The sequence below is a fragment of the Pseudomonas sp. S3_B11 genome, assembly GCF_054667715.1.
The window spans coordinates 2,523,988-2,536,883 of sequence record NZ_CP162749.1; the positions used below are offsets into that span (position 1 = coordinate 2,523,988).

A 12,896-nucleotide genomic window follows, 5' to 3' on the forward strand; every position below is an offset into this window, starting at 1 on the left:
ATTTACGTTGGGCTTACCTGGCACATAGTCGGCTAACGCCTTGAAGCACAAAAGAAAACGGCCTGGACAGGGCCAGGCCGTTAACAATTGTAATAAATACCTTATTTCAGAACGGCCAACGCAGCGTCGTAGTTTGGCTCTTCACCGATTTCCTTGACCAGCTCGCTGTGCAGCACGGTGTCGTTTTCGTCCAGCACCACCACGGCACGGGCGGTCAGGCCTTTGAGCGGGCCATCAGCGATTGCCACGCCGTAGTCCTGGATGAACTCGGCACCGCGCAGGGTCGACAGGTTCTGGACGTTTTCCAGGCCTTCGGCACCGCAGAAACGCGCCTGGGCAAACGGCAGGTCGGCGGAGATGCACAGCACCACAGTGTTGGTCAGGCCGTTGGCCTGGGCATTGAACTTGCGCACGGAGGTGGCGCAGGTCGGCGTGTCGACACTTGGGAAAATGTTCAGCACTTTGCGCTTGCCGGCGAAGTCCTTCAGGGAAACGTCCGACAGATTGCCGGCAACCAGGGAAAAGGCTGGCGCCTTGGAACCGGCTTGTGGCAACTGGCCGTTGACTTGGACCGGGTTGCCTTTGAGGGTGACTTGAGCCATGAACGGATTCCTTCTGACAGGTTTGAAAATGGTGAGGCCGGAGTTAACCACGAAATGCTTGCGCGACCTATGGTTGGACATAAAAAGTCGTGGTTTGGACGCCGGCGCGTGAGGTAACGGCGGTGGTTATTTAGCCTTGAATTTCAGAAACGACTGATGCAAATCCGACGCCCAGCCATCGATGACCCCTTTGACGTCATCGGGCTTCATCACCTGGGACTCGTTGGACAACGGCTTGCCCGTGCCTTTGCGCACCACCTGGGCGACCACCGCGTTGTTGCCACCATCGAGAAAAACCGCTTCGGTGCCCAGGGTGGTTTCCTGGTCGCGAATGCCGCTGGCCGTGCTGACAGCGGCCGCCACCAGCGCAATCGGGATCACCTCATAAGGTTTCAAGCCTTCGGTCTTGCTGCCGACAGCCGTGATGGCCGCCCGCATCACCAATACACCCGGCCCAGGAGCTGTCGCCAGGGGCAAGGACTTTCCCGCTTCCCGCTTGAGGGCCTGATCGTAATAAGCGGTGATACCGGACAGCGTGGCCTGGGGGATCTTCACGGTCGGCTGCGGCTTGGGGTAAAGCTGTGTCGGCTCGATATAGAGACTGGTGTACTTGCCCGGGTCGATCTTCGGATCGACCCAACGCATCACCTCGGCCCCCGACGGCGACTTCTCTTCCTTGAGCCGGCTGTAATCCCCCAGGAACCCGGAGTACTCATCCGGCTGGGTGACTTTGCTGGAGCAACCCGCCAAGGCGAGCGAGGCAATGCAAACAGTGCCGATCATCGACGAAAACTTCATGCTGTCACTCCTGTAAGCCACACGAGGCGGGGCCGGAACTACAGGTATAGCCAATGGACAGGTTTTTGCCTGCGCTGAGAAGCGCGTGCGTGATTCAGCCGCGTTCACGCGGTATCAGGCTCTGCAACTGTTGTGCGAGGAAGTTGGCATCGAAGGCAAATGTGTCGGGGTCCTTCAAGCCGTTGGTCCGGCGCCATTGCCATTGCACCGATGGCGGTTGGCAAACCAGCGAAATACTGCCGTGACGGGTCGCCGCCAGGCCAATGATCGACAAAGAAATCAGCCCACCTACGCCCATCACCTCCGGAACGAATTCCACCGGTCTACCGGTGATGGTCAAGGTCAGTTTTTCAGTCTTGAAACCGGACGTCTCTACCGGAGCGCTCGGCCCGTGCGCCACATAGGTCTCACGGCTAAGTTCCAGCAGGCCGAGCGCCATGACGGGCGCCAGCCATTGCTCGATTTGCCCGTACAACGCCTTGATCTGTTCGGCCCAGACCGTTGCCTGGGCCTGGTGCAGTTGTTTCTTGTGCGCTTCGCTGTCGGCGTAGTGACGAAGCATCTCGCCCAATTGCTGTACATCGTCCATGGGCCGGTCCTCGATTAAGGGAGTACTGCGAAGCGCGATGATGACAGGTTCAAGACGTTGGCGTACGTAAAAGCCCTCTTTGCCTGCGCGCTGGGCTCTTCAGCGCAACCGCGCCATCGCCAGGGTATCCACCCAGCGACCGTCACGCACGGCGTAGTCGCGCATCAGGCCTTCGGTTTCGAAGCCGAACTTGCGGTACAGCCCGATGGCCGCTTCGTTGTCAGCGTACACCGTCAACTCGACCCGCCGCAGGTTCATCCAGTTGTCCGCAACCTCCAGCGCGGCCGCGAGCAACATCGACCCCACGCCTTTGCCCTGCCAGGCGACAGCCACGCCCATGCCGAGACTGCCGCAATGGGCACGGCGCACGCGCGAAAACTGCTCCAGTCCCAGGTTGCCGATGACTTCACCCTCGTGCAGGGCCACCAGTTTCAATAAACGCTCGTCGTCCATTGCCAGACGCTTACGCCAGACTTCGGTGGACTGGAAAGGCATTTGCAGCACTTGGCGAGTCACCGCCGGATCGTTGTAGAGCGCGGTGACACCGGCGATGTGGGCTTCAGTGAAGCGTACGAGGGTGATCGATGATTCGGACATGCAGCTCCTCCCTGGAGGCGTGACAAGGCCGATCACTATAAGCCGCGCCAGGCGCTATGGGGAACCTGTGGGAGCGGTGGTTTTGGCATCCGCGTTGACGGATACACCGCTATCGCGAGCAAGCTCGCTCCCACAGGATTATCGTGCTACCAGCTAGGTCTGGAACCAATCCCGGCGCTCATCCAGCGTGTGATGGATCAGCTCACGAAGCATCTGCACCTCTGGCGAGCCTTCGGCCTGGGCATTGACGGCCATCCACAAATACCGTTGCATCGACGGGCCGAACACTTGCGGCAATGCCACCAGGCCTCGGTCGAAACGGCTCATGTACTGCGGCAACAGACCGATGCAGGCGCTGCAGCGAATCATTTCCAGCATCAATTCGTAGGATTGCACCTGCACCACGCCGGCCCGGCGCTGTTCTATCAGGGCATTCCACGGGGCGAAGCCATCCACGTGTCGGTCCGCCTGCCATTGCACCAGCATGTAGTCGTTCAGGTCCTCCAGGCAATCCGGGCGCGTGGCCGGTCGTGAATAGCGCTTGGCGATGTGCGGCACATAGTCCATCCGCGCCAGTCGATCCGCGGGCAACGTGGCGAAGCTCGGCCCTGGCACCGACACCTGGGCATCACTCAACCAGAGCACCAGGTCGGCGCTGACGGCTTGCAGTGCCAGTTCACTGTCCAGGGTGATGATCTGCAGTCGCACGCTGGCGTTGCGCCGTAGCAACGAGATCAGGTCGCGTCCCAGGATGTCATGCAGAATCGACTCGGCCACGGCGAGGCGAATCAAGGGTTGATCGTTCAGCGGCGGCGCACTTTCGTGGGCCAGGGTGATCAATCGCGCCTGCAACTGCCGGCCTTCACGAGTGAGGGTCAAGGCGCTGCCCTGGAAGCTGAACAGCGAGCGTTGCAGGCGCGTCTCCAACTGCGCCAACTGCTTGCGCAGCCAGGTTGCCTTGACGTTGAGGCTACGAGCCGCTTGCATGAAGCAGCCGCAACGGGCACTGACCAGGAAACACTGCGCCACCTGCGGTTCAATACCGCCGGCCAATGTCAGCCAGGGATCGGGGACACGCAACGGTGTGCGGTATGCGGTGACAGCCTGGCGTCCTGCGGGCTCGGTGAAGGTCATGGGTGACTCCCTGTCGGTTGTACGAATTATTTGGGCCGGCCTAAAGCCCCTCCTCCAGCACCTTGCTCAACTGCGCGCCATCGATGCTCAACGTGGCCGTGTCGAGCATGCCGTCCAGGTAGGCCTTGGCGATCTGTTCCTGGCGCTGGGCGCGCAGGGCCTGGGTCAGGCGTTCGCGGACGTCGTCCAGGGTCGCTTCCCGGGCCGGCTGTTGTTCGGTGAGCTTGATGACATGAAACCCCGCCGGACTTTGCACCGGGTCCGACACCGCGCCGACCTTCAGGCGCGCCACCGCCTCACGCACCGGCGGGACCAGTTGCTGCAAGGGCTGGAAACCACTGTCACCGCCGCGCTCGGCACTGCTGCGGTCCTGGGAAAAACGACTGGCCAGGGCGCCGAATTCAGCGGGCGAGGCCTGGGCCTTCTTGCTCAACTCCAGCGCTTGCCGGCGCACCGCCTCTACGGTTTGCGGCTCGGTGGCTGCCAGGAAAATCTGGCTGACGCGGTACAACGCCGGTGCGGTCCAGTTGGCTTTCCCGGCGTCATAAGCCTGCTTCAACTCGTCTTCACTGGGATACCCGGCGGGCACCTGGCTGACCGACCGCAAGTAGTCGCGAAACACAATCTGCTCAGCCGCCGCCCGGGTCTGGCGCTCCACCTCGGGCCGCTCGCGCCAGCCCTGGGCGTCGGCCTGCTCCAACACGGCCTTTTCCGCCAGGCGGGCACGAATCCAGCCTTCCAGCGCAGCCCGATTGCCACGCATTTGCTGGCGAACTTCAGGAGCCAGCGCGGCCAGCAATGCCTTGAGTTCATCGGGGCTGACGTGCTGGTTGCCCAAGCGCGCCAGGCTCGGCGAGTCGGCCGTAGCAACGCTTACGGTCTGTACCGCGGCGACCGGATCGCTTCCCGGCCGCAGACCCAGCACCAGCGCCACGGCGAGCAGGCCCAGCGCTGCGGCGCTGATGACGAAGGTCGGCTTTTTCACGATGCGACGGCCTCCTCCGATGGCGCCTCGACGGGCTCGGCCGGGGTTTGCAGGCGCGCCGCGTTCTGGCTGTACTCACGCAGGTAGACAATGAACTCCTGCAACAGGCGATCCCACAGTTCCAGGTGGCTGCGCAAATGATCGGCGCTCACGCCTGCCGCGACCACCACGTCCATTTCCATCACCAGGAACTCACCCTGCAGCGACAACCGGGCAAAGCGGCGCGAGGCGTTCCACAACTCCACCAACCCAGCTGGCAACTCGCCCTGTACCCGCAAGGCGCAGCTGAAGGTGAAGTCCAGGTATTGGCCCGCTGTCGGCGCAGGATTACCCAAACGCACCGCAAAGCCGATGCCCTGGCTGGCACTGAGCAGTTGCACGATGCCGTTCTGTTCGGTTTCGTTGACCCGATAACCCGCAGCCTGCAACCACTCGGTCAGGGATTTTGCACCGACGTATTCAATCATTGAGGTCATGCTCGCTTCTTCCTTGTTCTGTTCAGTGAGTGATCGAGGCCTGGGGCGCATCGAAACGGTTCTTGTAGAGATCATCGCCAAAGCCCTGGGCCAGCTCTTCGAAACGCACCCGGGCCTTGGCCGCGAACGGCTGGCGGATCTTCATGATGTCGGTCACATCAATGGTTTCGTAGGCATGCAGCAGCGTCTTGGCGACTTCGTACATTTGCTGATTCTTGACCGAACATTGCTGCACTTGTGTGTCACGCTCGGTCAATTGCGCCTCCAGGCGGGCGCGCTCGGTCTCTTTGCCACGGGCCAGGGTCAACAGTTCTTCATAGGCTTTCTTGAATTTGCCGATTTGCTCGTTGCTCGCCGCCACCTGGGCCTGGGCCTGGTTTTGCAGGTTTTGCTGATGTCCGGCCAACTGCTCGGCCAGGGCTTGGGCCTTGCTCAGTTGTGCGGTCAATTGCTTGATCTGCGCCTGGGCCTCCTTGGCCTGGCTCTCGGCAGCCTGACGAGCGGCGCTGGCCTGGGCCTGCTCGCTTTGCAGGGCCTGCAACTGGGCGGTGGTACTGCGCAGCTGTGCCCGCAGCCGCTCTTCCAGGCCTTCGCCGTGCGCCAAGCCACTGAGCAGCAGACCCAGCATCAGCAACGCAGCCGGGCATGGGTATTTGGCTCGCCTTTTCATGAGGTCTCCCTGCGCTTAGAAGCGCGTGTTGATTTCAAGCTGCAAGACATCGATGTCGTACGGCGCGCCGTACACCGCTTCGGAACTCAACCAGCGACCGGTGGCGAAGACGTTGCTCGCCAGGCCATAGTTGCCGCCCAGGAAATAACCCTTGGCATTGGTACCGCCCAAGTGGAATGACGAATCGTTGAAGCCGTCCGGCAAGGCATCGGGCTGGATGTACTTGTAGCCGGCGAACAGGTTCCAGTCGCCCTCGCGCTTGAGCTCCAGGGAGTTACCCAGGGTGAACTGGAGCATCCAGGCGTTGGCGCCACTTTCCACCTCGCCATCGCTGTCCAGGTTGTTGGCGAATTGCCCGGCGGAGCGCTTGCGCATCTCGCCTTCGTCGTAGCCCAGGTTGTGGACGTAGTGGGCCTGGCTGCGCAGCTTCAGGTCTTCGGGCAGATCGGTGTCCCACGCCAGGTTCAGGTCCAGCAGGTTGAATTCCGAGGCCAGGCCGACGTATTGCGGCTGTGGCGTGGTGGACGGGTTGAGAGGATTGGGCGCGATGTCGCGCAGCAGGAACACGGTGTTGCCCTTTTGCATGAACGCCACGCGTGAACCGTCGCTGTCGCAGCCTGGATCACCGGCCCAAGGCTGGCACGACGAAGAGCGCTGGCCTTCGATGTCGTCGAAGCGGTAATAGGCCATGGCCCCCTTGATCCGGTTGCTGTCGTTGATGGCCCAGTTGGCCCCCAGTTGCGCACCGTACAACCACTTGTTGTCGCTCTCCTCCTTGTCGCTGCCGTTGCTGGTGCTGGTGTCGTTGGTGTACTCCACCGGGAACGCGCCAACAGTACCGAACACGCCCCAGTCCTGATTGAGCTTGTGGTTGAAGTTCGCCGCCACACCGTCGAAGTTCAGGTCACCGGAATACAACAGGTCGGTGGAGAAAAACGGGTTGGCGAAACGCCCGCCGGTCAGGGTCAATTCGTCCGATGGCTTCCAGGTCAGGTAGCCCTGGTCGAGCCAGATGTCTTTCTTGCCAAAACCACCACCGAGGGTCTGGGTGGTGGACACCGGGTTGTTGTCGGAGCCGGTACCGATGCGGATGCCCGCGGTCCATTGCGGGGCAATCACGGCCTTCATGCCCAGGCGTGCGCGCAGGCGGAACAGGTTCTCGCGGTCTTCACGGGTGTTGAGCAACGGCGGCAGGCTGGAGCTGCTGTTGGGGTTGACGTCGTAGGGGCCCTTGTCATTGAGCCGGGCGAAGTCGACGATTTGGTTGCTGTTGGTGCCCGAGTAATAGCGCGACTCATCCCGCAGGCGAATGTCGCCATCGAAACTGATGCGCGAGACCCAATCCGGGAAGGTGTTGGGCTGGGCCCAGTTTTCCTGCTTGGCGGTGGCCATGACTTCAGCCTTGACCTGGTCGCGGATCTGCTCACGCACGATGTTCGGCACGTATTGCACCCGCACGTCCCCCGGCGCGCCGGCCGGCGTTGCGGCAACCGCCGTGGCTGCCTGGCGGGCCTGCACGGCTTCCCGTTCAGCCTGGGTGATCAAGCCATCGGCCTGATCCTGTTTCAACACGCCCTGCTGCACCAGCAGGCGGATCAGATTGATCGTGGCGTTTTCCGAGGGCGCTGGGGCGGCGGCCGCGTGCCCGGCCAGGCTCAGGACCACCAGGCCGATCGCCCACGATAATCGATTCACATTGGAAATCATCTGCACACAACTCCTTTGGCAAACTTTCAAATAGTCGGTTAACCCGGCCGCCGTCCCTGCAAGGACAAGCGCACGGGTAAAGTCAGGGAGGCCGGTGGCCGTTCACTCAAATGGGGCGCGGCACGCAGGGCGGAAATAACTTGTTCGTCCACTTGCGGGTTGCCGCTGGACTTGACCAACTCGACCCGGGTGATTTCGCCCACGGCACTGAGCCAGACATCGGCCTGCAGCGAGAACGCCAGGCTGCGCAAGTCGGGGTTTTCTCGCAGCAAGCGCTGGAAGGTGAATGCCAGGAACTGGCTGTAAGTGCCATTGCCCAGGCGCCCGCCCCCTGCCCCAGCCATGCCGCCGCCCTTGCCCGCGCCGATGTTGAAGGCGTCGTTGCCGGATTGGGCATCGCCGTCCATCTGCATCGGGTTCGCCAGGTCATCGACCGGCGACGGCGGTGCCTCTTCCTCGGGCTTGACCTCTTCGGGTTCCGGGGTCGGCTCTGGCTCGACCACCTTCTCCTCGACCTGGGGTTCCGGCTCCTTGGGTTTCTCCGGCGGTGGTGGGGGCGGAGGCGGCAGCGGGATAATGGTCGGCACCTTCGGCGCTTCGCGGCGCACGCCACTCATGTCATTGGCCCACTGCCACAGCAGCCAGGCCGCCACGGCACCCAGCGCCAGGCCGGCGGCCCATTTGAGCAGGCGCAACGGCGAGGTCTTCACCGGGGGCGGATCGATGGGAAGTCTGGCGGTCATGGTCAGCCCTGGCTCGGTTTGCCGGTCACCAGACCGACCTGGGACAGTTCCAGGCGCCGCAGCAGGTCCAGCACTTCTATGACTTTCTGGTACTGCACCGTCGCGTCGCCGCGCACGATCACCGGGAAGTCCGGGCTCTGGGCCTTTTCGATGCGCAGGCGCTCTTCCAGCTCGGCCAGGGTCACCGGATAGGCATCGAGGAAGACCTGCCCGCCGTCGTTCACCGAAATCGCCTTGGTCTTGGCTTCGGACAACGACACCGAGGCACTGGCCTTGGGCAGGTTGATCTGGATACCCGACACCTGGGCCGTGGCCGTGAGGATGAACATCACCAGCACCACCATGAGCACGTCCACCAGCGGCGTGATGTTGATGCTGTCGACCGCCGCGTCATCGTCGTCATCGTGTGAAGCGTTTACGCTAGCCATGGCGATTCCCTCAGGCCGGTACGGACGATTGGACGTGATGATTACGGCGATGCGCCGCTTCACCGGACTGGCCTTCGCCGTGCATCTCCGCCAGGCGCGTAATGAACTCGTCGACGAAGACCCGCATGTCGGCGCTGACTTCCTTGTTGCGGGTGATCAGGCGGTTGTAGCCAAACAGCGCCGGGATCGCGACGAACAGGCCCATGGCGGTGGCGAGCAATGCCGCGGCCATGCCCGGGGCAATGGCGTTGATGTTCACGTCACCGGCCATGGCCGTGCCGAGGAACACCACCATGATCCCCAGCACGGTGCCGAGCAGGCCGATGTACGGACCGCCGGCGATGGCGTTGGACAGGGTCGAGAGCTTCGAACTCAGTGCTTGGTTTTCCCGGGTGCGCACGCCGTCCATGGAACAGCGGATCGCTTCGATGGTGGCTGCCGACACCGACGAAGTGTCAGCGCCCTGCTCGCGGCGGGTGCGGATTTCCTTGACGGCCACCAGGTACAAGCGCCACAGCGACGAATGTTGCAGGCGCTGGACGAGGCCCTGGTCGTCGGCGAACATTTCCAGGCGTGTGCCGATCTGGGCGAACTGTTCGCGGAAGGCCTCGTTGGCCGCGCTGAGACGGCTGACCATGCGGTTCTTGCGGATCATGATGATCCACGACTGGAACATCATCAGCACCAGTACCCCGATGATCACCCAGGCGTCCATCGGCACGGCCTTGAGCAGGAAACCCAGGCTGCCAAAGCCGAAACCGGACTGTTCTTCATCGACACCGTAGGCCACCAGTTTCGACTCGGCGCCCTGGGCATTGGCGTCAGCCAACAACAGCGGCGCCGGACGGGCGACCTTGGACAGGCGCGCTTCGTCCATGGCCCCGCCAAATGGCGCGAAGGCACCTGCGGAAAGGTCGGCCCCCAGGGCTATCGGCGAATTGAACGCTGGCATCGCCACCGCCAGGCTCGCGGTTTCACGCCCATTGACGTACAGCACGACCCGGTCGCCCGAGGCGGTCAACGCCAGGTGCTGCCACTGGCCAGGGTTCAGTGGCTGGGTCGAGACCGCACGCTGGTCATTGATCGCTACGAACGGCACACCCTGGTTGACGCCAACCAACAGGCTGGTAACGGCTTCGCGACGGGCCAGGATGATCTGTTCGCCACTGGCCTGGTCCTGGCGCAGCCAGGTGCTGAAGGTGAACGCTGCACCGGCACTGTGTTGCAACGAAGGGCTGGCCGGCAACAACAGCGGCTGGCCGTTGAACTGCAAGGCACGCCCGATCACGCCGTCGATGCTGACACCGGCCGCGCCCTGGGCATTGTTGCCGTAGGCCGTGGTGTCCCGGGGCGGTACGCCTGTGGCGCCGTCAAAGTGGTACAACGCGGTGTAGTCCGGGTCGAAGGTCAACTGGCCGCTGCCCGTGGCCGGCGCCTTCTGGTTTCCGTAATACATCCACACGTCCTGACGCTGGCCACCCTCCACGCTCGGCACATCAACCCATATCAGCGCCATGCCCATCAACGGGTCGAAGCTTTCGATCTGGTGATTGAGCACGGTCTTGTCATCGGCACTGACGAAACGCAGGTCCGAGCCGTCGTCCTTGACGCCGTCGAAGGTGAAATTGCCGGTGTGCAGGCGCACCAGCAACGCGGTGCGACCCAAGGCCTGGGCGATGGCGGCGCCCTGGGGCGTGGTGTCCACGGAAATCTGTTTGCGGTAGTGCCAATCATCCTGCCACCAGGCGTTGGCGGTCGCCGGAAGCACCAGCCCCAGGCAGATAAACAGGGATAACAATAAGCGTTGCATGGACATGACTCCTGGGTTCAAAACGTCGCTTGCAGGTTGAAATGCAGGCGCGATTCCTGTTTCGAGGTGTTCGGCCCTTCGAGCAGCGGATAGCCCCAGTCGAGGCTGCCGGACAGCCATTTGCTCAGGCTGGCGCGTGTGCCGAGGCCGACGCTGGCGAGGCTGTAGTCGGCCTCCTGGTCGGGCAGTTCGTCGCGCAAGTACAACTGCGCGCCTTCGGCGAAGGCATAGAAGCGCCACTCCTGGACATAACTGCCGAGAAACTTGGCCAGGGACGGTGTGCGCAGCTCCTGGGACAGCAAGTAGCCGTCATCACCGGTGCGCTCGGCGGCCAGGTAGCCACGCACCGAGGTGGCGCCACCGGCAGAGAATTGTTCGTTGGAAACCAGCGGCCCGGAGGCGAGTTGGAAGGCCGCCTTGGAGGCGGTCTGCCAATCATTGCCGAAGGTGAAGGTGTAATTGCCGTCACCCTTGAGCACGGCGAAGCTGGGGCTGGCGCGATAGCGCTTGTAGTCGAACTCTTCGTCGGAGCTGCCGTAACCCAGCAGGCTCCGGGTGCCCGCCACCAGGCTCAGGCCGAGGCCCAACTGGCTGTGTTCGGTGTAGCGAAAGCCGTTGTAGGCGAAGGTGAACGGCGCGTACTTGAGCGGTGCCTTATCGCTGGCACCACCGAGGTTGAGCTCTTCTTCGAAATCCTTGAAATCCACCCCGACCGAAAAACTGTTGGCCCATGCCCCACTGGACGGCAGGCTGTAGATCGCCGACACCCCGTAGGAATGACCTTTGCCCAACACGTTGCTGCCGCCAACCGTCGCTACGTTGCTGTCGGATTGGTAACCCGAGAACTGCACACTCCAGCGTTCGCTCAGCGGCGCGGTATAGGAGCCCGACCAGACCTTGGCGTTTTCGGTGTCCTGGGGTGCGGTGAAGAAGGTCAGCGAAACGCTGTGGCCCAGTTGCCAGAGGTTGTTGTAACCCAGGCTGGCGACCGTGCGCAGCTTCTCGGTGTCGGCACTGTAGTCGTTGTTCAGCCCCAGGCTGGCCTGCCAGGGGTCCTGGTCTTCGACCTGCAAATCCACGTCCATCGTCCCGGGGCGCTGGCCTTCACGCACCAGCGGCATGACCTGGCGCCCCGGGGTTTTGTTCAGCAGCGCCAGTTCTGCCTGGACCTGGGCGAAATCAGGCACCTCGCCTTCCTTGAGCGCCGGCACGTCATCACGGATTTCGACGGGTGAATAATGCTTGGCCCCCACCACCCGTACCCGGCCGATCTTGGTTTCGCTGACTTGCAGGTAGACGATGCCGTCTTCGACTTTTTGCTCTGGCAACTCAACGAACACCGATTGATAACCCCGGGCCTGATAGACCTTTTGCAAGGCCTCCCGGGCGCCTTCGATGTCGCTCAAGGCCTTTTGCGGGCCGAGGAACGGGTACACCGCTTCCTCGATGGCCCGGGCATCGAGCACGGTGTTGCCCCGCACGAAATACTCGTTCACGTCCACCAGGCGCGCCGGCGCCGCTTCGGCCTCCTGCCCTCCTTCGGCGGCGAACGCCGACGGCCCCCCGACCGCCAACAGCAACCAGCCCCACAGCGCCGGCCGCGATTTGAAGAAATGCTCCACACCACCCCCTGAATTCAAAATACGGCTCAATTGCTTGCGATCGATGTCGTGGCGTGCCGGGCCAGCCAGGTGTGCAGCAGCGCGAAGTTCAAGGAGAACTCCGGCATTTGCAGCAAGGCGCCACAGAACACTTCACCGATGATTTTCTGGATGAGCCGCACCGCCCGCGCGTCGCCCAGCAGTGTGGCGAGGTCTTTGCTCAGGACGTTGAAGCTCCAGACCTTCTGGTTCAGGTCCAGGCCGACGAACCAGCGGAACAGCAGGTTGTAGTTGAGTTGTTCGTAGAGTTGCTGCTCGCTGGGCACCGAATAGAGCAGTTGCAGCAGGAGGATATGCATGGCGGTTTGCGGTGCGATCAACATCTGGGCACCGGCGTTGAGGCCCTGCAACACATCGCGATGGTCATCCAGCAGGTCGTCGATCTGCGGACGCAGCAAGACCAGTGAATGGCCTTGCGGAATGTAGCTGGACACTTCCTTGAGCGCGCCTTGCCAGTCATCCTGGGAAACGATCCAGACCCACGGTGCGCCGTAGCGATACACCGAGACCGGCTGCTTGCGCGCCGCCTCGACGATCTTCGACAGCCGCTGGTCAAGCTCCTGCATGCCCACTTTCGAATAACGTTCCATAGTCCCCATCGCCTCACTCCCGGCTTCGCGCCCCGGCTCCAAAACGACCTTGCAGGCCCCCTTGAACACGTCACACAGGCATGACGGGAATGGCGATGTGCTACCG

Annotated in this window: 14 protein-coding genes; all 14 read right to left on the reverse strand. The window is 62.5% G+C overall.

What is annotated here, in order from left to right:
- Positions 1–101: 101 nt before the first annotated feature.
- The 14 genes from tpx to AB4O22_RS11640 all read right to left on the reverse strand — a co-directional run bounded on the left by tpx (position 102) and on the right by AB4O22_RS11640 (position 12,790).
- Complete coding sequence (gene tpx / locus AB4O22_RS11575) at positions 102–602, reverse strand: thiol peroxidase (RefSeq protein ID WP_013693326.1); 501 nt, start codon at positions 600–602, stop codon at positions 102–104.
- 126 nt (positions 603–728) lie between these two features.
- Positions 729–1,400 carry a DUF3313 domain-containing protein gene (locus tag AB4O22_RS11580; RefSeq protein WP_003201727.1) on the reverse strand — a complete coding sequence of 224 codons (672 nt, stop codon included), beginning with the start codon at positions 1,398–1,400 and terminating at the stop codon, positions 729–731.
- A gap of 94 nt (positions 1,401–1,494) precedes the next feature.
- A complete protein-coding gene (locus AB4O22_RS11585; protein ID WP_027913040.1) occupies positions 1,495–1,989 on the reverse strand; it encodes a hypothetical protein in 495 nt (164 codons plus the stop codon).
- A gap of 99 nt (positions 1,990–2,088) precedes the next feature.
- Positions 2,089–2,586, reverse strand: a complete 498-nt coding sequence (locus tag AB4O22_RS11590) for a GNAT family N-acetyltransferase (protein ID WP_003201722.1) — start codon at positions 2,584–2,586, stop codon at positions 2,089–2,091.
- Positions 2,587–2,739: 153 nt separating this feature from the next.
- Positions 2,740–3,720, reverse strand: coding sequence for a LysR family transcriptional regulator (locus AB4O22_RS11595; protein ID WP_003201721.1), 981 nt, complete (start codon positions 3,718–3,720; stop codon positions 2,740–2,742).
- Positions 3,721–3,760: 40 nt separating this feature from the next.
- Positions 3,761–4,705 (reverse strand): peptidylprolyl isomerase, encoded by a 945-nt coding sequence (locus AB4O22_RS11600; RefSeq protein ID WP_003201720.1) that lies wholly within the window; start codon positions 4,703–4,705, stop codon positions 3,761–3,763.
- Positions 4,702–5,181, reverse strand: coding sequence for a YbjN domain-containing protein (locus AB4O22_RS11605; RefSeq protein WP_003201719.1), 480 nt, complete (start codon positions 5,179–5,181; stop codon positions 4,702–4,704). The genes AB4O22_RS11600 and AB4O22_RS11605 overlap by 4 nt, the downstream gene beginning before the upstream one ends.
- Positions 5,182–5,203: 22 nt before the next feature.
- Positions 5,204–5,851: a hypothetical protein gene (locus AB4O22_RS11610; protein WP_013693324.1), complete on the reverse strand. Its 648-nt coding sequence runs from the start codon at positions 5,849–5,851 to the stop codon at positions 5,204–5,206.
- Between the two features lie 15 nt (positions 5,852–5,866).
- Entirely contained in the window at positions 5,867–7,558 is a 1,692-nt protein-coding gene (locus AB4O22_RS11615) for a putative porin (protein ID WP_460096352.1), read from the reverse strand.
- Between the two features lie 38 nt (positions 7,559–7,596).
- Positions 7,597–8,301: an energy transducer TonB family protein gene (locus AB4O22_RS11620; protein ID WP_003201712.1), complete on the reverse strand. Its 705-nt coding sequence runs from the start codon at positions 8,299–8,301 to the stop codon at positions 7,597–7,599.
- 2 nt (positions 8,302–8,303) lie between these two features.
- A complete protein-coding gene (locus AB4O22_RS11625) occupies positions 8,304–8,729 on the reverse strand; it encodes an ExbD/TolR family protein (RefSeq protein WP_003201710.1) in 426 nt (141 codons plus the stop codon).
- Positions 8,730–8,739: 10 nt separating this feature from the next.
- Entirely contained in the window at positions 8,740–10,539 is a 1,800-nt protein-coding gene (locus tag AB4O22_RS11630; RefSeq protein ID WP_460105610.1) for a DUF2341 domain-containing protein, read from the reverse strand.
- Positions 10,540–10,556: 17 nt separating this feature from the next.
- Positions 10,557–12,119, reverse strand: a complete 1,563-nt coding sequence (locus tag AB4O22_RS11635; RefSeq protein WP_377588945.1) for a ShlB/FhaC/HecB family hemolysin secretion/activation protein — start codon at positions 12,117–12,119, stop codon at positions 10,557–10,559.
- A 68-nt stretch (positions 12,120–12,187) separates the two neighbouring features.
- Positions 12,188–12,790, reverse strand: a complete 603-nt coding sequence (locus tag AB4O22_RS11640) for a transposase (RefSeq protein WP_003201705.1) — start codon at positions 12,788–12,790, stop codon at positions 12,188–12,190.
- Between the last annotated feature and the right edge of the window lie 106 nt (positions 12,791–12,896).

Excerpts from the sequence above, each read along its gene's own strand:
- tpx (WP_013693326.1), bottom strand. The coding sequence starts at position 602 with ATGGCTCAAGTCACCCTCAAAGGCAACCCGGTCCAAGTCAACGGCCAG.
- AB4O22_RS11580 (WP_003201727.1), bottom strand. The coding sequence starts at position 1,400 with ATGAAGTTTTCGTCGATGATCGGCACTGTTTGCATTGCCTCGCTCGCC.
- AB4O22_RS11585 (WP_027913040.1), bottom strand. The coding sequence starts at position 1,989 with ATGGACGATGTACAGCAATTGGGCGAGATGCTTCGTCACTACGCCGAC.
- AB4O22_RS11590 (WP_003201722.1), bottom strand. The coding sequence starts at position 2,586 with ATGTCCGAATCATCGATCACCCTCGTACGCTTCACTGAAGCCCACATC.
- AB4O22_RS11595 (WP_003201721.1), bottom strand. The coding sequence starts at position 3,720 with ATGACCTTCACCGAGCCCGCAGGACGCCAGGCTGTCACCGCATACCGC.
- AB4O22_RS11605 (WP_003201719.1), bottom strand. The coding sequence starts at position 5,181 with ATGACCTCAATGATTGAATACGTCGGTGCAAAATCCCTGACCGAGTGG.
- AB4O22_RS11610 (WP_013693324.1), bottom strand. The coding sequence starts at position 5,851 with ATGAAAAGGCGAGCCAAATACCCATGCCCGGCTGCGTTGCTGATGCTG.
- AB4O22_RS11615 (WP_460096352.1), bottom strand. The coding sequence starts at position 7,558 with ATGATTTCCAATGTGAATCGATTATCGTGGGCGATCGGCCTGGTGGTC.
- AB4O22_RS11620 (WP_003201712.1), bottom strand. The coding sequence starts at position 8,301 with ATGACCGCCAGACTTCCCATCGATCCGCCCCCGGTGAAGACCTCGCCG.
- AB4O22_RS11625 (WP_003201710.1), bottom strand. The coding sequence starts at position 8,729 with ATGGCTAGCGTAAACGCTTCACACGATGACGACGATGACGCGGCGGTC.
- AB4O22_RS11630 (WP_460105610.1), bottom strand. The coding sequence starts at position 10,539 with ATGCAACGCTTATTGTTATCCCTGTTTATCTGCCTGGGGCTGGTGCTT.
- AB4O22_RS11640 (WP_003201705.1), bottom strand. The coding sequence starts at position 12,790 with ATGGAACGTTATTCGAAAGTGGGCATGCAGGAGCTTGACCAGCGGCTG.